Below are 18,524 nucleotides of genomic sequence, written 5' to 3'. Positions count from 1 at the left end.
AAGCTGAATATTATTTTTCTGGTGGAGTATATCCGTCAATTTGAATATCATGACCTTCGAACAGAAATTTAGCCATTTCCTGTTCAAGCAATTTACGATCTTCCAGATTCATGGTATTAAGCTTTTTCTCATTGATCAGCATGGTTTGTTTACTCATCCACTGTCCCCACGCTTCTTTGGAAATTTCATTGAAAATGCGTTTGCCCAACTCTCCCGGATAAAGCTGAAAATCCAGCCCCTCGGCTTCACGTTGTAAGAAAGTACAAAAAACAGTTCTGCTCATAATAAATCCTCAAAATAGCGGGTATGGGATTCAGCTCAGTTGTTGCAACAGATATTCAACTGGTGCTGCCAGCCCAACAGTCGCGGGTTGCTGTAAGTTATACCAAAGTCCTTTATTTTCATCCATGCAGGCGGCAAAAGATAAAATATTTATTTTTATCGGCACGATATCCAGATGAAAATGGCTAAATGTGTGGCGGAATGCGGTTAGTTGCTCATGTTTGCTGTGAGAAATACCGGATTGTTCTAGCCAGCTATTCAACAAATCCAGGCTTTCAAACTGAGGAAACGCGAATAATCCCCCCCAGATCCCAGTTGGTGGGCGCTGTTCCAGCCAGACTGTATTGTCATTCTGCATCAGCAAGAAATAAGCTGTTTTCTCTGGAATGCTCTGCTTAGGTTTTTTACCCGGGTATTTTGTCCAGCTATGGTTCGCATAGGCGATACATCCTTGATTTAATGGGCAGATTTCACATTTTGGCTTGCTACGGGTGCAAACCATTGCCCCTAAGTCCATCATTGCCTGATTAAAATATTCCACTTCTTTTGCTGGCGTTACATTGGCGCTGATTTGCCAGAGGTGACTTTCAACCTCTTTTTTGCCCGGCCAACCTTCTACTGCGTAACAGCGGGCCAATACTCGCTTAACATTGCCATCGAGAATTGGGAAATGTTTACCCTGAGAAAGAGAAAGGATTGCACCAGCGGTTGAACGGCCGACGCCAGGCAGGGCAACGACATCATCAAATGTTGTTGGGAATTCGTTATGATGCTGTTCCACAATCTGTTGCGCTGCTTTATGCAAATTACGGGCGCGGGCGTAGTAACCAAGACCGGTCCATAAATGAAGAACTTCATCAAGCGGTGCGGCGGCAAGTGAAGCTACATCAGGAAAACGTGAAATAAAGCGCTGAAAATAGGGGATGACTGTCGCAACTTGGGTTTGTTGCAACATCACTTCTGAAAGCCAGACGTGGTAAGACGTCTTTTCCAGTTGCCAGGGCAGGGTTTTACGACCGTAACGATGGTACCAATCCAGTACCACTTTGGAGAATTGCTTTGCTTCCATCATTGGGATAATTATCTTTAGGGAAAATCAGTGTTTCGTGAACAGGATTGCAACATAGTGTTATCTCGCTGTAAACCGGAACTTTGTTTTCACGGCACTGCGCAATCTGGGATTAAAATTGTACTTGTCACTATTGGGCTTGCTAAAATCGCCCATCTTTGGATAATGCGCTCTCTTTAGGTGGTTTGCCGGTAAAGCAGCCATAAGCGCCTGAATAAATGCCTTTAAAACTGACAGAAATATCATGATAAATAACGTAATTTCGCCGGAATTTGATGAAAATGGCAGGCCATTGCGCCGTGTCAGGAGCTTTGTTCGTCGTCAAGGCCGGTTAACTAATCGTCAGCAACAAGCACTTGATGATCTCTGGCCAAAAATGGGTGTTGAATATCAGGTGGAAAAGCTGGATATGGAGGCACTTTTTGGGCGTGAAGCTCCCATTGTGCTGGAAATTGGTTTTGGCATGGGAGCATCACTTGTCACCATGGCAAGCCAGAATCCCGAGAAAAACTTTCTTGGGATTGAAGTTCATGTGCCTGGTGTCGGTGCTTGTTTGGCTTCTGCTGAAGGTGAAAATATCGGTAACTTGCGGGTGATGTGTCATGACGCTATTGAAGTGCTGGAGAATATGATCCCGGAGAACAGTTTGGAAATGGTACAGCTTTTCTTTCCAGATCCGTGGCATAAAGCGCGTCATAACAAACGCAGGATTGTCCAGCCGCCATTTGCTGAACTGATAAAAAGTAAGTTGAAAGTGGGTGGTGTATTCCATATGGCGACTGATTGGCAGCCATATGCTGAACATATGTTGGAAGTGATGAATGGCGTAGATAATTACCTTAATTTGTCTGAGAATAGTGATTATGTTCCGCGTCCATCTTCACGCCCGGTAACAAAATTTGAATTGCGCGGTCAGCGGTTGGGGCATGGCGTGTGGGATATCATGTTTAAGAGGGTTAAGTAATGGCTAAAAACCGTAGTCGTCGTTTGCGTAAAAAGATGCATATTGATGAATTCAAAGAAATGGGCTTTTCTGTTAAGTGGAGCTTCCCGTCGAATACACCTATAGATGTTATTGACAGCACTGTTGATGCATTTATTGATGAGCTGATTGAATCTAATGGTTTAGCACTGGATGCCAGTGGTTACCTGCATTGGGAAGGTTTAATCTGCCTGCAAAAAGTTGGTATGTGTACAGAAGAACACCGCCAATTGGTTGAGAAATGGCTGAAGGATCGCGGTATGGAAGATGTCATGACCTCTGAATTGTTTGATGTTTGGTGGGATTGAGTAACATATCGCTGTAAAATAGCCTGAGTGAATAGCAACAGGGGCACCTAATAGGTGCCCCTGTCAGGAGTAAAGTCAGTGAGTACAACGTTTTCTAACACGTTATTGTCGGATATTTTGCGACAAGTTCGCCCCCTGATAGGCCAAGGGAAAGTGGCAAATTATATTCCTGCACTGGCGGAGGTTTCCGCTGATAACCTGGCAATAGCTATCTGCACCATTGATGGGCAGATATTTCATGCCGGAGATGCTGAAAAGCGTTTTTCGATTCAGTCTATTTCTAAGATATTGAGCCTGACCTTAGCGATGACACGTTATCAGGAACAGGAAATCTGGCAGCGGGTCGGACAGGAGCCTTCTGGTCAGCCATTTAATTCATTAGTTCAGTTAGAACTGGAAAAAGGCAAACCTCGTAACCCTTTTATTAACGCGGGTGCGTTAATTGTATGTGACATGTTGCAGTCGCGGTTGAGCGCACCTAAGCAGCGTATGCTGGAGGTTGTACGTAAACTTGCTGGTTGCCCTGATATCTGTTACGACAACAAAGTTGCCCGTTCTGAAATGGAACATTCTCATCGAAATGCGGCGATTGCCTATCTGATGAAATCCTTTGGTAATTTCGATAACGATGTGCTTGCTGTACTGCAAACTTATTTCCATTATTGTGCTTTGAAAATGAACTGTATTGAACTTGCCAGGTGTTTCATTTATTTGGCGAATCAGGGGAGTACGATAGGTTCTGAACAACAGATTTTAAGTCCACGTCAGGCCAGGCAGATTAATGCGCTGATGATGACCTGTGGTATGTATGATGGTTCAGGTGAATTTGCATTCAGAATTGGTATGCCAGGAAAATCGGGGGTCGGCGGTGGTGTCGTATGTGTCGTGCCGGGAGAGTTTACTGTTGCTGTTTGGTCACCGGAGTTAGATCGATCGGGGAACTCTTTAGCGGGTTGTGCTGCCTTAGAACTGTTAGCCGATCGTATTGGGCGATCTATTTTTTAACTCTCAGGTGGTTTTCTTAGGAGAAAATATGTTACGCAAAACTATCATTGCTGTATCTTTGCTATTTGTTGCTCAGGCCCAGGCAGGTTATGAATGCCAGGTAAATCCACAGAATGACATTATTATTACTTCTCAATCAGTTCAGGTTGTGGGAGCAAGCGGCAATCTCCAGATTTCACCTGATGGTTCAGTTATCCGTGATGGTAAGAATCTGAACTTAAATACGGAACAACGTCGAAAAGCACAACGTTATCAGCAGGCTTTGCGGCAGGATTTACCCTGGATTCAACAAGAAACCAGCAAACATCTGATAACTGCCCGTAAATCTTTGGACAAAGTGGTGGCAGATACTATGGGTAAAGACAGTAATGTGCGTAACCGGCTGTCTGATCTTGAATCAGGGCTTAATAAACAGATAAACCGAATTATTGAAACCCGCTCAGATGGTATAGCATTTCATCATCAGGCGATTAAGCAGGTTGAAAAAGAGAGCCGTAGCTTAATTGAACAGAGCCTTGGTGGAGTATTACAGGACAGCATTAATGAGATTGGTAATAAACAATTCAGTTTGAATGGTGATAATAATCAGGCATTGCAATCTTTGCTTGGTAGCTTAGGTGGGTTGCAGAATAATCTGAAAGCTGAATGGAAAACTCAGGAAGAGGATTTCCAGCGTTTTGGTAAAGAGGTTTGTGGTAAAGTCAGCGGCCTTGAACAACAAAGGATTGAATTACTGAATTCTATTAAGTAATTCCCAATAATTACAAATAAGAATCGATTTCAAATTGATTCTTATTTAGATTGACATATTTTTCCTGCCACCTAGAATGCAGATTGTTACTAATATCCTTCCTTGGAGCGCGATATATGAAAAAGATAATTCCTGTCGTTCTGGCTTCATTATTTGTTGTTGTTGCAAGCCATTCCGCATTTAGTCAGACATCTGCTGTATTCACTCCAAATACTGTTGCTTCCCAGGTTGGCGATAGGATCACAGTGAAACATCTTTCTGGTGAAACGGATGTCAAAAGGAATCCTCAGAAAGTCGTTTTATTTGATTTCGGTACTTATGATTCATTAGCTAAATTAGGCTTGTCAGATCGGGTTGTTGCACTACCTACTGGTAATACGCCTGAATATCTCCGCAATAATTTACCTAAAGAGGTAAAAAATGCAGGTGGTATAAAAGAGCCAAATTTGGAAGAATTGGCACAAATTAAACCTGATCTGATCGTTATCACCGCCCGCCAAGGGCCTTTCTATGAACGTCTGTCAAAAATAGCTCCAACCATTAATTTGGGAACTGATAGTAAAAATTATCTGGTTTCAGTTGAAAGTAACCTGAAGTTATTAGGTGAGTTGTTTAGTAAGCAAAATGAAGTGAAAAAACAGATTGTTGAATTGGAAAAAACAATTGCTAAAGCTCAGGATAAAGCTAAAGCTTCTGGTGCTAAGGTTTTAGTATTACTTTACCAACCAGAAGCTGCCGGTGAATATCACAGATAAAACCCTATTAAATCAAGACAAAAAACCACTATCGCACAAGTGGTTTTTTGTCTTTGATAGCCAAATGGCGACAAAATGGCGACAGGAATTTTATATCTTCAATTACTTTTCAACTAACCACTATACATTATGAGGTAATTATAATGTTCGAAAATAATAACAATCTGTCAATTCTTAAAGAAGTAAGAGACACTAATATATTCACTGGCTCTGATATAGATGAATAAGTAAATCAATATCTTCAAGGAGGTTGGATAATACTTTCTGCTACAAGTGGTACAAGTCCAGATAGCTATCCTATTCACTCAGTTTTTTAGGTTTCATTCCTTAACAACTAATTTCATCTCTATGTGTTCAGTAAAGCCGCGTCCTACTTGAATTCTTAAAATCAGCGCGGCTTCTGGTCATGATCCTATCTCCCACGTAAAATAGAATTTTTCCTTTAATATCATTATATTGATATTTTTCCCGTGATCCTCCCTTGATCTACAAACTGAAATTTCCTGAAAATCTTTTCAATCATTTCAGTTTGTGATTTTCCTTACATCGCTAGTACTGGCACGGTCTGGCCGTTTGTCTTGTAGGATTTTAAAACTGAAAAAATTTTTTGATCCAAAGCGTGCAGGCGGGTGCGGTGTAGTGCCGTTTTCGCCATAAGTTCATTTATTTCGTCATAAGCGCAGCAAGACAAACCGTCACTAAGGTATTTATTTGATTCTTGAGTCAGATAATACAATCGGTTAAAGTAGTGTTGTCATTGGCAAAATCCAGTGACCAAGGTTTTGCAGCCTTGCGTTCATGGACGCTGGTAAGAAGTTTTTACCAGTGCGCCTGCTATCGCCCCTCTATGGCGGTTCAGGCAGGGGAGGTTAACACCTCGCCGGAAATGAACGCCGGTCTGCAAACCCTGTTTGAATCGCCACCACCAAAGAGGTAAGCAGGAATATGAAAAAAGACTGGCATACCGCCGATATTATCGCAGCGATACGCAAGAAGAATAAAACGCTGGCATCATTATCCAGAGAGCACGGCTTAAGTTCTTCAACATTAGCAAATGCTTTAACGCGCCCCTGGCCTAAAGGGGAATTATTGATTGCTCAGGAAATTGGTGTAACCCCTGCCGAAATATGGCCCAGTCGGTATTTCGACGAAAATAAGCAGCCTATCAAACGAACCGTCCGAAATGATTTACCAAATAATTCTGATATCACATAAGTTATTTCTATATCCAAAAAAGTAACGACAACTTTTAAATCACTAAGCTAAATAACACGCTGAATTATCAGTTTTTTATTACACTTACTGCCCATTCTTTTAATATCAGAATTGTATTCAAGCTCTATGAAAGTATAAAAAAGCCCGCATGTTGCGGGCGAGATAATTGTATTTCAGACCATCAGAACCCGTAGCGTTGATTGATACCGCATTTAAAAAGGCGTCCCAATGTTATTATGTGTATGACTCGCGGTAAACTACACTAATCTATTGGCTATCCTCCCATACTACCGGAGCAATAATCGCTTGAACACGGGTTCAAGTCCGGTCGGGATTACCAAATTTAAGCTGTTAGATCAGTATATTGGGCCACTTAAACAAGGGTGGCTTACTTGATCAAAGGCGGTAAATGTTAAAGGCCACCGGGAGGTTACCCCGATGGCCTTAGCTACGTTTCCGTTATCTATTTCAGAAATGCACGGATCAGCTCTAAAAGCGCGATTAACGCTTTGAGAACGATGATAGCAGTGTCAATAAATGCTTTCACCCGTTTGCTCCAGTTAGGAGCACGACTCAACCAGCCATTGCCTTTACGCTGCCTGTCCGGCTGACTTCCATCAAGTCAGTTAAGGAATATCGCGCTCTGACCGAGGCACTGAAACAGCACCACCTGTTCTTCAGCCAGGACTTACGAAAACTTGCGTCAGAGATACACAGGCCAGAACGCTACCCAAAACTAACAGCCGTTGATTATAGGTTTATTTTCAGATGATTCAATCAATTAAAATGGTGAGTTGGTAAAAACAAAAAAACCAACTGGTGAGGTTGGCTTTTTTGTTTTACCCATACAGGGCGCGGGTATCTTTTGTGCTATTACCGAGATTGGTAGCCTCAGTCCTAGCGCGATATTCCTTAACTGACATAACCAGTCTAATGTCTATAGCATAAAATATCAACCTAGGATGCGGAGTAAAAAACCTCACATAAATGGAATGATATTCACCCAATCACAGGTGAATACTTCTGTTTCAGCCTATCCGATTTATAGGCCGTGTTCCTTATCGCGTTGGCGTTCTCCGGCGTACCTGTGTTGTGGTGCGTATGGGCGGCAGTCTGTTCCGCCAGTGCTTTAACCACATCCAACGTCTCTAACATCAAGGTCATGACATTGATTTGCTGGCTGCCCACCCAAACCACGGGCGCGATGATTTCTTGCCTGGCACCGGCGATGCTCTGCTTAAGCAGACCAATCTTCTCTATCAGCTTTTGCCCGACTTCAATATTGGCCTCTTTCCCTACACTGGCAACGAAATTTGATGAGGTCGCCATACTATAGTCACCGTCTGCGATTTGCTGGACAGCGCCCGCCAATAGCGTAGACGTGCCCAAAACCGTGGTTTTATCCGTGGCCTGTATCGTGGTTTCCCGTGCGACTACGGTACGCGTTTCCGTGTCTGCCCTGACTTCACGGTGCATAGACAATTCATGAATAGTTTGGTCAGTCTGACGAATCCAGTGCCCTTCCTGAGTCACTCTCTGCGAGACTTCCGCCCGCTGCTGCTGCAATTGCTCGCCTGGCTTGATATCGGGCAAGGTATTGCCCTGGCTTAATGTCTGCCGGATAAAGGGCTTGTCCGGCCTGCCTGCCTCAAAGGCGATTTCAACCATCGTTCCGACAGGCGGATATTGGAACATACCGGATTCACTGCCCGCCATCGGCAAAGGCAGCGGAACAGCGTGGTAAACAGAGACAGCGGCATCCTGACCATCATCAGCCAATAATTGCACATCAACCGCATAGCGTGGCCGGAATGGGTTAGAGATATCGCCGCTGACCGTGTTTTCAGTATGTGCCTCAATGCGGGCAAATTTGGGTAAATGCAGCCCTGCCGATAATTCGGGGTAGGCGGCATCAATCTGGCGCTGCATTGGCGTTTTGGTCTGCGACTGACCGGTCAGTTTGTTGACGGCTTCCCATGTAATGACCATATTTGCATTGTTCAGATTGACCTTGTTCAGCCGGTGCTGGTTGATCTCCACGCCTGGGCGCAACGATGGGATCATAGGAATGGTCATCGTATTGCCTGCGGACTGGCGCTGGCTAAATTCATTGGGGATCTCTACCGGTTTTCCCGCAAACATCGAATGCGCCCCACTGCCCACATAAACCGAACCATCCGGCAACTGATGCCAGAGATAATCCTCAATCGAAAAAACCTGCCCAAGATTAGCCAGTAACTGATAGCCGGTACCATGATGGGTAAAATGCGGGATGGGTGTCTCCGTATAAGGAGCATCCGGTAATGTGAAAGTGAGTCCGCTGTACTCCTGCAACCAATCCGCAATCTGGCTCAGTGTTGGATGCTGAAATGAACACGACCATAATCGGTCAAACACACCAACCAATTCACGCACAAAAAGACGCTGATAACCGTTTTGGGCTGGCTGTGAACGTTCCACATAACCCGTAAACCAGCGTAATACCAAATCCGTGTAACCCACGTCCAGCCGTACCAGTTTTCCGGTGTAATCGGATGTCGTTTCCGCCGTGATAAAACCACGGCCACAGGATGACAGTTCCAGCATAATATTGGCGTCAACCAGATGAATTTCATCACCGGAAAGATAGAGCCGGTTAATCGGTGTCATTATTTAGCGGGTCCTATTTTGTCATTGATGGGTTTCAATACTTTGCTTTCAAACCAGCTTAATTTTTCCGGCGCTTCTTTTGCTGCGGCGGCCCCCTGGCCTGTTTGCTTTTTGGCCTGAATATTATCGGCAACACGGGCATCACGTTTTTCAGCAACGGATAAATGTTCACGTAAAGTAAATGTGACCTGCCATGCCTGTTTACCGTCGATCTTACTGGCATCAATAGTATGGGTGAATGTCCCGATGCGAAAGTTGATAGCACCTGCGGTCAGGTTAGCGACACGGTAGCGTTTCAGATTTCCCTTATCTTTGGCCTCCGCCAATGTAAACAGGCGTGACAACGTTTTTTGCTCAGTAAAGGGGATGATCCCCGTAACACGTAATTCCTTGGGCTTAATGCCTTGCTCCGCTACGGCGGTACTGGATGACTGGCCGCTTTGGTCTGTGTCCTGAAACATCACCGATGGGGTTACGGTCAGACTTTTTAATGGGATGGCCTCGCCATCAAGGGCCAGTGTGATAATTTGGCTCATTATGTAGCATCCTTTCTAATGCGCGAATATCGTCCCCAACAAATAATGTCGCCAACGTGTAAACAGCGTCCTGTTCGGGGGTATCCTGACACAGTTTTTCGGCAAGTAGTACGCCGTTCCCTTTCCCTGAGCATACCCAGACACGGGTCGATTTGTTCCTGACGCCATTCAGAGCGGCAGTCACTTGTTGTAAGGCGTTCTGTCTTACCGTCGTGAAGTTTGTTAATTGTGATTTCAATCCCGCAATGCTGCTGCCGGCGCTAACCTGTGTTTTAGCCTGCTCAATCAATTGCGCATTCACGGCCATGCGGCTGGTTGATGTTGAAAATGGTTGCAACGGAGGCAAACCGCTGCCCGATTTCCCAGGCAATTGCATTTTGGTGATCGCCAGACGTTCCGCTGTCTTTGCCATACGGGTGACCTGAGAAAATACAGGCAACGGCAACACCGCTGAAAATTGGGTTAAATGCTGGATAAATTCATTATGCGTCTTCGCGCAGATCATGAGTACCACGGCGCTGATGTTTCCCGTTCCCCGGATTTTATTTGCCAGATAATTGATGGCGTTTGCCGGACTCAGGTAGTGACCGCTGTCCGCTTTCTGCCCGATACCGTATACGAACGGATGGACAGATAGCATCGAGCAATGCATTCCCGTCATATTCGGGGATATGCACATTATTTTCCGTTGCCAATTCATCACGCGGGTTGCTCAGGCCAGTTGATATCGGGGACAGTTGAAAGGTCTACTCTGTTCACCCGCACACGATATTTTTTCCATTCCACGAACGCTGATTTTTCGGCATCCGTGGCGATATCCAGATCAATGGCATCCTGTAAGGGTTTAATTGCCGCATCTGCCTGCTGCTGTAGAGCGATTTTCTGCTGTTCAGCCTGTTCAATTTGATGAGATTTTAGGGCTGATTTATCTGTGACCCATTGCTTATTCTCCCACTTATCAAAGGGGGTTTGGGGTGATTGCAGGGTAAGATTATCTGGCAACGCACCGATGGCGGTAATATTGATCGGCTGGCCTGTATCGGTTGCATACGCCGTTTTACCCCGATAGTCAGGCACATGTCGCCAGGATTTTTCATCTACACAACGACAAATCGCAACGTCATGCGTGTCAGGTAATTCAGGCTCATCCAGATACGCATTAGCCGCAACAGAAAAACCGCGTGGCACGTGATCCATATCGGCCCCAATATATTCCCGTGTTTCAGGATGACAACGATAAACCGCAACCCATCCGCTAACAATGGCTAACCCATCCTCATCAAACCGGGCCATTTGAATATCTGCACTATATTTAGTCATTACTTTACCCTCGTAATATAAATCACTGATTTGTTGACAGGTCGGTTTTCATTTGCGGTCGGGACCACTCTGGACGCGTCAAATGTCCATGAAATCACCCCACCACCGGCACCGGCGGCGCGACCGCCTGCCTTATACTGGTAGCTGAATGCACCAGAGGCGTTGCTCCCGCTCTCAATAGTGGGACTACCTAATGATCCTGTGATATTTCTGATCGCGTCCCCTTGAACACTCCCTAACGAACGACCCGAATCTAAACCACGTCCTCTATCCAGACCACGCTTAAATAATCCTCTGTCATCGGGTAATTTCAGGTCGGGAAAAATTTTGGCGAGTTCAGGGTAATCTGCCGCACGGAATGCGCGTCCCTCATTGGGTTCATATCCGGCGGGTATCGGCGCAGCCGCATGCCATTCGATAGTGGCGCCAATCGGGATACCCATCGTAATCTTTTGCTCTACGGCACCGTTAGCGTTGAGAAATCTGGTGTGCAACTGTGCATCGGCATCAATCCAAATTTGCCCCGTGTCACCCCCTACACCGATACTCACCCCTTTGGCCCATCCATTTTCCCGACCACAAGAAAATGGCCCTGAATAATGCCTGCCGGGTAGCTCAGTCATATAGGTAGTCTGGTGATAGGCGCCAACATCACCCGCCATCAAACTGATATCAGACGATAGCGATTTCCCGTTAATTCTCCTGTCATTCGGTACAGCATTCATTGCCTGTTCGACGGTTTCCACTAAACCTATGTTTTTGACAAATTCATTCTTATTGGGAATATCTGCGCCGTTCTGGTTTTTAGCCAGGCGACTATTGGCGTTTTCGCTGACAACGGTTAATGCGGAATTAGTGGCATAGTCCCCTTTCGACTGTTTCCCATGTAGACCGCTTTCCAATGCCTGCTGAGTCACATATTTCCGTTTCACGCTATCAATCTCTTGATGAATAGCGGAAATATCACGGTCATTCAATGACCCTTTAATGCGCAAATCCATCACATCTCCGTGACCATCAACACCCGCAACCGCAAAGACATAATGCAGATACCCTGCCGCATCGATGTAGTTTTTAAGATCATTGGCGGCGGTGATATGAACGGCGGTTTTCCACTGGCTGACCAAATTGCCTTGATAGCTAAAATCCGCATAAACGCGGGTATCGCGCAGGCGGTTAAGTGTTTGGTCAAACGCCAACTCACCCCGCAACCCGCCGATATAAGCCAGCCCCTTTTTGACCGTGTACTGGTCACCACGACGAACCACGGAAAATCCATCACCGAAAAACGCCGCCTCACCGTAACTGTCGGTATTCATCAGACGCTGCATTTCATCGATGCCAGATAAACGGGCGGTAAAATCAATCTGCCAGGTTTCCGCCGTAGTCGTAATAGCCGTCTCTTTGGCTGCCCCTTCAAACTCTAGCAAGAAAGAGCGGGTGAATACATTTCCCTGTAATCCGTTAGCGGTCTTAATTTTTTTCTGAGTTGGGGCATGGGTAATCATGCCAATAATGCCAGAAGCCTTATTTATCAGACCAATCCAGTTAAAATCAAAATGACCGGCTTCCGTTCCCAATGTGACACTGTAGGCTACCGCATTTTCGCTAGCTAACCCTGTTTTATTAACAGCCTGACGATGCACAATATGACTTTCTGCGGGTAATTTCTCATCGCGATTAATGGCAAGAGTGGGATCTAAATCCGGCACATAAGCAAAAACAAACTCATCCAAAACCACGGGTTTTCCCGCCGCGGCCTGCTGCGCTTTCCATTTCTCAAAGTCTACTGTAATCACTGATGCCATATTATTTCCTTATAATGATGCACCGTAGGTCATATTAGGTGCAGTAATCTCCTTTAAACTGGCGCTATCAAAAACGGACTCACCCGACATGTAACCCACTTTTAATAGCAAGGACGGCGAGGACATGGCCGCGTAATAACAGCAATATTCCGCGCCTAAACTGCCCACATGCATAAACAGTTTTTTATTCGTCATCACTTCAAAACGGTAGCGGCGGCAAGTGCGGCCATACTGATGAATGATGCTCATCAGCAAATCAGGGTTTTCAGCGACTTGTCCGTCACTGACGCGCAAAATAATCACATCCCAATCTATCGCCGGTTGTCGTTCCAGTAATTCAACATGGCCGACACCTAAACGTTCAAAGATAGCGATAAATCCCGCGACACTGCCCGCCTCTCTGGCATTAATAAACGCGTATTTCACCCGTTTACGAAATAATGTCAGCGGTTCACCGTTAAAGCGCTGGATGTCCCGCTGATAGGCCAACATCGGCAGTAATTCCGCCGAACAAGTTTCCGCATCCAATTGGGCTAACGGCCATGTCAACCAGCGGTAAATCATTGACCAGAACTCACGCGCGGCCCAAAGCAGTTTGGCGGGTTCTCCCTTATCCATCCATGACGGCAAGGCCAGCCGCTTGAGTCGTTCCTTGAATTCAGACATTCTTCACCTCAATTATCAGTGATTGCAGCCTGGGCACACTTAAATCACTCAGAATGTCACCCAATGAAAAGGTCAGCGATTCAATCTCGGCAAATTCACGGTGTATTTCTCGTCCCAAGTTGGAAAAGGAAAATCGGGCATACGGCCAGGTTTTTTTCACGTGATATTCCCTGTTTTCCCGAAAGGCGCAGCGGATCAGGTTTTCAACATCCGTTTTTAATGTTGTTACCTGTTCCTGGCTGTAGTTCGCCAGATTTGCCACAAACAGCATGACCGATAATTCATGGTGCGTTTCGGGCATCGGCAGACACTGCATATCATCCCCATGCCCATGATGACCCTGATGGGTGATGTAATCGTTCACTGCCTCAATAAAGGGCTGGCTGATGACCCCAGAATCCAGCAACAAATAGGCGTTTGCCGTTCCGGCGCCACGAGGCGCATCATGCAGGAAAAAAATGCGGTCAATGCTTAAGCCTGCCACAGCGGCAATCATGCCACGGTAAACCGCATCAGTATGATAGTTGCCCACCCAGTTATATTGGTTGCGGCAGCGGTCACGCAAATCATCATCGGATTCGGCATCTGAACCGGGCATCAATAGCCAACCCTCTTCATTCTGTACTCGCTCAATGCCGGACACTGCCACGGGCAGGATACGAAAATAACCGGGGGCAAGGTTGAAAGCACCGCCTGCGGCTTCTGCTCTGACAGGCAATAAGGCACTGGACACATTGTCGGCCATCACTACGCTTTCCGTGGTGCTGACGCGATAGATTTCGCCATTAATGCGTTCAGTCTGGATCACCGTTACGGCGGGCACGGTCACCATCGATGCACCTGCGGTTTTATAGAAGCGGAGCACACCCTGCGCAGCGGATGCGGGTTTACGTTTCAGGTTGACGCCCCACGCAAACATATCCAGCCATGTGCCGGATGCAGTCGCCAAATACATATTTTTTAAGGTGACATTGATTAACGCCGCTTTTAGCCATAACACCGGGCGCGTCACGATGGTGTTAATCAGCCGCCAAAACGGGGACATCCGCGAGGTGTTGGTCACCAATCCGGCTTCATCGACCACTTTAGCGAATGCCGTGCTGATGTCGGTCTCCGTGGTTGGCATCCCGCTATCACGTAAGACCTTTTCATAATCAATCGTCGGTTTCGTTTCCACTGCTCACACTCACGTTAATACGGCCAAAATCATAAGTTTCGGCGGTTATCCATAACTTAATGGGTGATTCTTCATTAATGATGACGGTTCCCGGAATAATCCGCTCATCGTCTTCGACCAGTATGCCTATCTGTGTGTGAATGTCTGCCCGTAATGTTGGGCTGCGTTCGGCGATAAGTTCAGTTGCCAGACCACTTTCAATAATAGCGTGTACACAATCCTGACCGATAGAAACACGGTTATGACAGAAATGCGGTTCATTCCCTGAATTAAGTGTAAAATTGCGCTCGTTAATGAATAAATCAATATATTTCGGCTCATCCATGTGCCACTTGTTCCCATTCCGTTAATTGCTCCGGTGTCATCCCGTTGGAAATATTCAACGTCACATTTTCAATTCGGCGACTGTTATCATTGATGGTCTGTGAATGGGTTGTTATCCCTTTTATCATGCCATTCTTACCGATACCCTGCTTTTTCCCGCCCGTTAATGCACGCTCGTTTTCTGGCGGTTTAATCGCTTGCACAGGCTGGATCATGGCTTTAGGTTGCCCCTGAAAAATACCCTTGGATTGCGTCATCAATTTTGGGGGATTTTCCCCTATGCCCATATTGGGAGCCGTCGCTTTTCCCATTGGTTCAGCGACTATTTTTTCAATGGCCTGGGTTTCAATATTGATACCGGGAATAGCATTTAATTTATCGATAATCCAATGGTAGCTGTCGGAAAAGGATTTCATCAGCCAATCCCATAAGCCGCCGAAAATATTGCCGATACTCTCCACAATGCCCGAAAAGGTATCCGCCAGTGAAAAACGGCTAAACCCGTTACACAGGTTATTCCAACCCTCGGCGATCCCATCCCAAACCGCACTGAATATCCCGCCAACCCATTTCACATACGCCGCCACCATCTTAAAGACGGCTGTGTTCATCATGGCCGCTTTGATGGCATCCCAATGCCTGATAAGCAGATAAATGCCAACAGCCAGCAACGCGATAGCGGCAATAATCAGTAAGATCGGCCAGGTCATGAAGCTGAATGAAATACCCGCTAAAAAGGCCGCCATCCTGACAGCCAACAATACCCCATGTAACACGCGCAATGTGGTGTTCCATGCAATAATGGCCGCGTTATAGAGCCACACCGCCGCCGTCCCCAGTTTCATAACGAGCGTACAGGCTGCCCAAATCCCCTTAAGGCCAATCCAAATAAATTTAGATACGCCCATGACGATATTGGCGGCAGCCCCCGCAGCGGCAAAACTCAGAATACCGAGAGTGATATAACCGACCCAGCGGGCGATATTGGGAAACAGTTTCAACCAGCGCACCAGTAATTGACCGGCATTGGCAAGCCTATTGACCCGTGAAGAGATAACCGGGAGCAATGTTGAACCTACGGCAATGCGGATATTCTGCCAAATAGCGTGTAACCGCGCCCACGGGTTCGCCATCCGCTCGGCCATTTCGCGAGCACGTTTCAGGCCATCATTGGCCCCTAACGCCGAAATATTCTTACGCAATATATCCACATTGCCATACAATTGTTTTACGACAATGGCGGAATCGCCAAACGCCTCCTCAATTTCCTTTTGTGCCTTGAGATTGCCCTCAATGTTCCTGCCATATTTGGTCTGTAGCTTTTCCAACATTTCCGGCAGGGTTAGCATATGACCAGACGCATTAACAAAGCTGATACCGAGTTTTTTCGCACCCTCAGCGGCATCAGTCAAAAACGATTCATAAACACTACTGGACTCTGTACCCAATGAACGGTGCAATTCCCCCAATACCGCCAATTGTTCATCAATACCTACCCCGAAATGCGTTCCTGCTGCGCGGGCCCCTTCCATCAAATCCGCGATTTCCTCCATACTGGCGCCAAATGTTTTCGACATGATGATGGCTTTTCCCGCCAGTTCCTCAGCAAACTGAATATTCCCCACGGCTTTAGCATGGCTGGAAAAATTCGAAAACATCTGCCCCATATATTTAGTCGTATCTGCCGCGCTGGATTTCAAGGCAGCGGCGGTGATATTGGTGATGTTAGTCATCTGCGGTAAGTCATTTTGTGACAGTTCGCTAATCTTCTTACTGATTTCCGCCGTTGATTGCACAAATTCAATCGATGACTTGCCATACAATGAACTGAATTTCATGGCATCCGCCGCCACTTTCGCCATCACGCCACTATCAACCCCTTGGAGTGATGCCTCTGTCATCGCATCATCCCATTGAATAGCCGGATCAAGCCCCCCCTTAATGGACCAGAATGTCCCCGCTAACCCTGCGCCGCCGACTGCAATTTTTTCAAACGCCGTTTGTGATACTTTGGCAAACCCAGAAACGGCCGCTTTCGCACTGGCAAGCGGTTGTGTCAGTTTATCAATTAGGCTTAATGTAAAATCTAATTGCCTCATGGTTCACCCTTTAATGCCAATGCAATACCATTCGCGGTTGCGATCCGCATATTTTCCCAATAACGATTATCCAGCCAAATTGCACGGGCTAAATTGTCCGTATTATCATTCTCATTCGGTAAATAATGACGGCGCAATATTAATGCTTGTTCAAATAGGCTGTTATCAATGGATTTAACCCGCGTATTTAGTTTTTTATTTCAATTTCCAGTTTTGGCGCATATTCGGCATTGACCTTTTCAACGATTTGCATCGCAGCACCGGGTATTTTTAACCATTCATCTAAAATTGATTTAGACGCAGGCTGAACAATACGACGCAAATAGGTAACAATGGGTACAACCTTATTATCCATTGCCATATCGTTAATCATGCTATTATAAGCAACAATATTTGGCTCGAATGTAATTTCATTTTCACCGACAATTAAAGTAATGACTTTATTTTCTTTGCTCATAGGTTAATTCCTTTCTTTTATTAATTTCATCCACTAATTGATTATGCCGTGCGGCGCAATTACCATATAATTTGGAATAATCCATTATAACATTTGCCAGATTATTTCCGGTTGTTCCCGTCAGTTTCGGTAATCTGTCCTGACATTTTGTCAGTAAGTTTTCCTGATAGTGTTCGTTCAATACTTTCGGCTGTATCGTTGTACATCCTGACAAATTCAGGGCTAACGCACACATGAGTAAAAACAGGCCGAACCATTTCAGTATGAATCTCTCGTGGGGCGGCATGGGCTATCCCTTCTAACTTATTTTCCAATTGTCGGGCGGATACACTGGAAATGTGTTGCAGTTCCTGCCTGATTTTTCCCCCTGCGGCATCCGCTGCCCGTGTGATATTCAACTCCAGACTGTCACGGTAATAATGGTTTACTCGCCAGCCTGCACAGAATGCCAATGCCAGGAAAGTCAAATACAGCATCCGGGCATTGAACATCATTTCGCCCCATTATGCGCCAGTGAGAAATGATTGCCGTCCGGCCGAGAAAATCGCCCGCCCCACGTGCCGCCAAGAGATTCCCAATATTCTCCTAACGGTAAATAAGCATGACTGTTTGTCTGGTACTCGCCCCCGATAAATAAATTCAGATCTATCGCCAGCCGCTGAATATGCAGGCTATTGGCAATGCCTTTCCCTATCTGAGCGTTTAACTTCGCTTGTTCTGGTGTACGATAAGCCTCGCCTAAAGTCAGGCGATAACCGTGTTCGTCCGCCCATAAGATCAATTGTGCGACCAGTACCGCAAATAATTGCTGTTTTTCACTCAGTGTCATTTCTTTAACTTCCCTGTTAACAAAGCGCTGCCGCGCTTGCGTAGCCAAACTTCAATTAACTGATAGCCGGCAATCCCTAATGCGCTGCCTATCCCAGTCACCGCTATCGGGCTGATGCCCGGCCACCAAATCAGCAATACCCCCGCCATCACTGACACAGCCGACCCTAAGATAATCCGGCCAATGAAAAGCCGCAGGGTGATCGGCTCATCGCCTGTTAGCATCTTTCCTAACGCAATCAGTGCCCCCAATAGCACCAGCGTCACAAAGGTTTTCTCATGCTCTTCCATGA

The 18,524-nt window shown here is 46.1% G+C and carries 24 protein-coding genes and 1 pseudogene; 7 read left to right on the top strand and 18 right to left on the bottom strand.

All coding sequences use genetic code 11. From position 1 onward, the window contains the following. Window positions 1-10: 10 nt before the first annotated feature. Both VY86_RS12270 and mutY read right to left on the bottom strand, forming a co-directional pair. A complete protein-coding gene (locus tag VY86_RS12270; protein ID WP_021324405.1) occupies window positions 11-283 on the bottom strand; it encodes an oxidative damage protection protein in 273 nt (90 codons plus the stop codon). 30 nt (window positions 284-313) lie between these two features. Next, a complete protein-coding gene (gene mutY / locus VY86_RS12265) occupies window positions 314-1,354 on the bottom strand; it encodes an A/G-specific adenine glycosylase (protein ID WP_046975147.1) in 1,041 nt (346 codons plus the stop codon). Between the two features lie 241 nt (window positions 1,355-1,595). On the opposite strand from mutY, the gene trmB reads away from it, so the two are divergent. The 7 genes and pseudogenes from trmB (at window position 1,596) to VY86_RS12230 (ending at window position 6,367) form a co-directional block, all read left to right on the top strand. Continuing rightward, window positions 1,596-2,315, top strand: a complete 720-nt coding sequence (gene trmB / locus VY86_RS12255; protein WP_046975145.1) for a tRNA (guanosine(46)-N7)-methyltransferase TrmB — start codon at window positions 1,596-1,598, stop codon at window positions 2,313-2,315. Next, window positions 2,315-2,641 carry a YggL family protein gene (locus VY86_RS12250; protein ID WP_021324402.1) on the top strand — a complete coding sequence of 109 codons (327 nt, stop codon included), beginning with the start codon at window positions 2,315-2,317 and terminating at the stop codon, window positions 2,639-2,641. The genes trmB and VY86_RS12250 overlap by 1 nt, the downstream gene beginning before the upstream one ends. Window positions 2,642-2,719: 78 nt before the next feature. Continuing rightward, window positions 2,720-3,646, top strand: coding sequence for a glutaminase B (glsB, locus tag VY86_RS12245; protein WP_046975144.1), 927 nt, complete (start codon window positions 2,720-2,722; stop codon window positions 3,644-3,646). A 28-nt stretch (window positions 3,647-3,674) separates the two neighbouring features. Then, window positions 3,675-4,397, top strand: a complete 723-nt coding sequence (locus tag VY86_RS12240; protein ID WP_046975143.1) for a YggN family protein — start codon at window positions 3,675-3,677, stop codon at window positions 4,395-4,397. 116 nt (window positions 4,398-4,513) lie between these two features. Further along, window positions 4,514-5,119 (top strand): annotated as a pseudogene (locus tag VY86_RS12235) (ABC transporter substrate-binding protein); the annotation flags it as partial. A gap of 751 nt (window positions 5,120-5,870) precedes the next feature. Next, a complete protein-coding gene (locus VY86_RS24765) occupies window positions 5,871-6,089 on the top strand; it encodes a hypothetical protein (protein WP_146748122.1) in 219 nt (72 codons plus the stop codon). A gap of 8 nt (window positions 6,090-6,097) precedes the next feature. Beyond that, window positions 6,098-6,367, top strand: a complete 270-nt coding sequence (locus VY86_RS12230; protein WP_046975142.1) for a helix-turn-helix domain-containing protein — start codon at window positions 6,098-6,100, stop codon at window positions 6,365-6,367. 463 nt (window positions 6,368-6,830) lie between these two features. On the opposite strand, the gene dinQ is transcribed toward VY86_RS12230, so the two are convergent. The 16 genes from dinQ to VY86_RS12165 form a co-directional block, all read right to left on the bottom strand. After that, window positions 6,831-6,902, bottom strand: coding sequence for a damage-inducible type I toxin DinQ (gene dinQ, locus VY86_RS26535; RefSeq protein WP_369293964.1), 72 nt, complete (start codon window positions 6,900-6,902; stop codon window positions 6,831-6,833). Window positions 6,903-7,366: 464 nt separating this feature from the next. After that, window positions 7,367-9,016, bottom strand: a complete 1,650-nt coding sequence (locus VY86_RS12225) for a type VI secretion system Vgr family protein (protein WP_046975141.1) — start codon at window positions 9,014-9,016, stop codon at window positions 7,367-7,369. After that, window positions 9,016-9,552: a baseplate complex protein gene (locus VY86_RS12220; RefSeq protein WP_046975140.1), complete on the bottom strand. Its 537-nt coding sequence runs from the start codon at window positions 9,550-9,552 to the stop codon at window positions 9,016-9,018. Before VY86_RS12220 ends, VY86_RS12225 begins: the two co-directional genes overlap by 1 nt. Next, on the bottom strand, window positions 9,524-10,231 hold the full coding sequence (locus VY86_RS12215; protein WP_238591461.1) for a hypothetical protein: 708 nt from the start codon (window positions 10,229-10,231) through the stop codon (window positions 9,524-9,526). Before VY86_RS12215 ends, VY86_RS12220 begins: the two co-directional genes overlap by 29 nt. 20 nt (window positions 10,232-10,251) lie before the next feature. Then, window positions 10,252-10,872 carry a tail fiber assembly protein gene (locus VY86_RS12210; protein WP_046975138.1) on the bottom strand — a complete coding sequence of 207 codons (621 nt, stop codon included), beginning with the start codon at window positions 10,870-10,872 and terminating at the stop codon, window positions 10,252-10,254. Continuing rightward, complete coding sequence (locus tag VY86_RS22575) at window positions 10,872-12,680, bottom strand: phage tail-collar fiber domain-containing protein (RefSeq protein WP_052760829.1); 1,809 nt, start codon at window positions 12,678-12,680, stop codon at window positions 10,872-10,874. The genes VY86_RS12210 and VY86_RS22575 overlap by 1 nt, the downstream gene beginning before the upstream one ends. A 9-nt stretch (window positions 12,681-12,689) precedes the next feature. Further along, window positions 12,690-13,346, bottom strand: a complete 657-nt coding sequence (locus tag VY86_RS12200) for a phage tail protein (protein ID WP_046975137.1) — start codon at window positions 13,344-13,346, stop codon at window positions 12,690-12,692. Continuing rightward, complete coding sequence (locus tag VY86_RS12195; protein WP_158019950.1) at window positions 13,339-14,523, bottom strand: baseplate J/gp47 family protein; 1,185 nt, start codon at window positions 14,521-14,523, stop codon at window positions 13,339-13,341. Before VY86_RS12195 ends, VY86_RS12200 begins: the two co-directional genes overlap by 8 nt. Next, on the bottom strand, window positions 14,501-14,848 hold the full coding sequence (locus VY86_RS12190; protein ID WP_046975136.1) for a DUF2590 family protein: 348 nt from the start codon (window positions 14,846-14,848) through the stop codon (window positions 14,501-14,503). The genes VY86_RS12195 and VY86_RS12190 overlap by 23 nt, the downstream gene beginning before the upstream one ends. Next, the gene (locus VY86_RS12185) at window positions 14,841-16,946 is read right to left on the bottom strand and encodes a phage tail tape measure protein (RefSeq protein ID WP_046975135.1); all 2,106 of its coding nucleotides are present in this window, start codon (window positions 16,944-16,946) and stop codon (window positions 14,841-14,843) included. The genes VY86_RS12190 and VY86_RS12185 overlap by 8 nt, the downstream gene beginning before the upstream one ends. Beyond that, complete coding sequence (locus VY86_RS25260; protein ID WP_158537808.1) at window positions 16,943-17,083, bottom strand: DUF6890 family protein; 141 nt, start codon at window positions 17,081-17,083, stop codon at window positions 16,943-16,945. Before VY86_RS25260 ends, VY86_RS12185 begins: the two co-directional genes overlap by 4 nt. Before the next feature lie 50 nt (window positions 17,084-17,133). Beyond that, window positions 17,134-17,403: a putative phage tail assembly chaperone gene (locus tag VY86_RS12180; RefSeq protein WP_046975134.1), complete on the bottom strand. Its 270-nt coding sequence runs from the start codon at window positions 17,401-17,403 to the stop codon at window positions 17,134-17,136. Then, a complete protein-coding gene (locus tag VY86_RS25875; protein WP_071881019.1) occupies window positions 17,387-17,584 on the bottom strand; it encodes a hypothetical protein in 198 nt (65 codons plus the stop codon). The genes VY86_RS12180 and VY86_RS25875 overlap by 17 nt, the downstream gene beginning before the upstream one ends. Next, window positions 17,505-17,897, bottom strand: coding sequence for a hypothetical protein (locus VY86_RS12175; protein WP_082111228.1), 393 nt, complete (start codon window positions 17,895-17,897; stop codon window positions 17,505-17,507). Before VY86_RS12175 ends, VY86_RS25875 begins: the two co-directional genes overlap by 80 nt. Then, entirely contained in the window at window positions 17,894-18,232 is a 339-nt protein-coding gene (locus tag VY86_RS12170; protein ID WP_046975132.1) for a M15 family metallopeptidase, read from the bottom strand. Before VY86_RS12170 ends, VY86_RS12175 begins: the two co-directional genes overlap by 4 nt. Beyond that, window positions 18,229-18,522, bottom strand: a complete 294-nt coding sequence (locus tag VY86_RS12165; RefSeq protein ID WP_046975131.1) for a phage holin family protein — start codon at window positions 18,520-18,522, stop codon at window positions 18,229-18,231. The genes VY86_RS12170 and VY86_RS12165 overlap by 4 nt, the downstream gene beginning before the upstream one ends. Window positions 18,523-18,524: the final 2 nt, after the last annotated feature.

This window comes from Photorhabdus thracensis (genome assembly GCF_001010285.1).
Taxonomy (GTDB): Bacteria; Pseudomonadota; Gammaproteobacteria; order Enterobacterales; family Enterobacteriaceae; genus Photorhabdus; species Photorhabdus temperata.
This window is presented reverse-complemented; position numbering and strand designations above follow the sequence as displayed.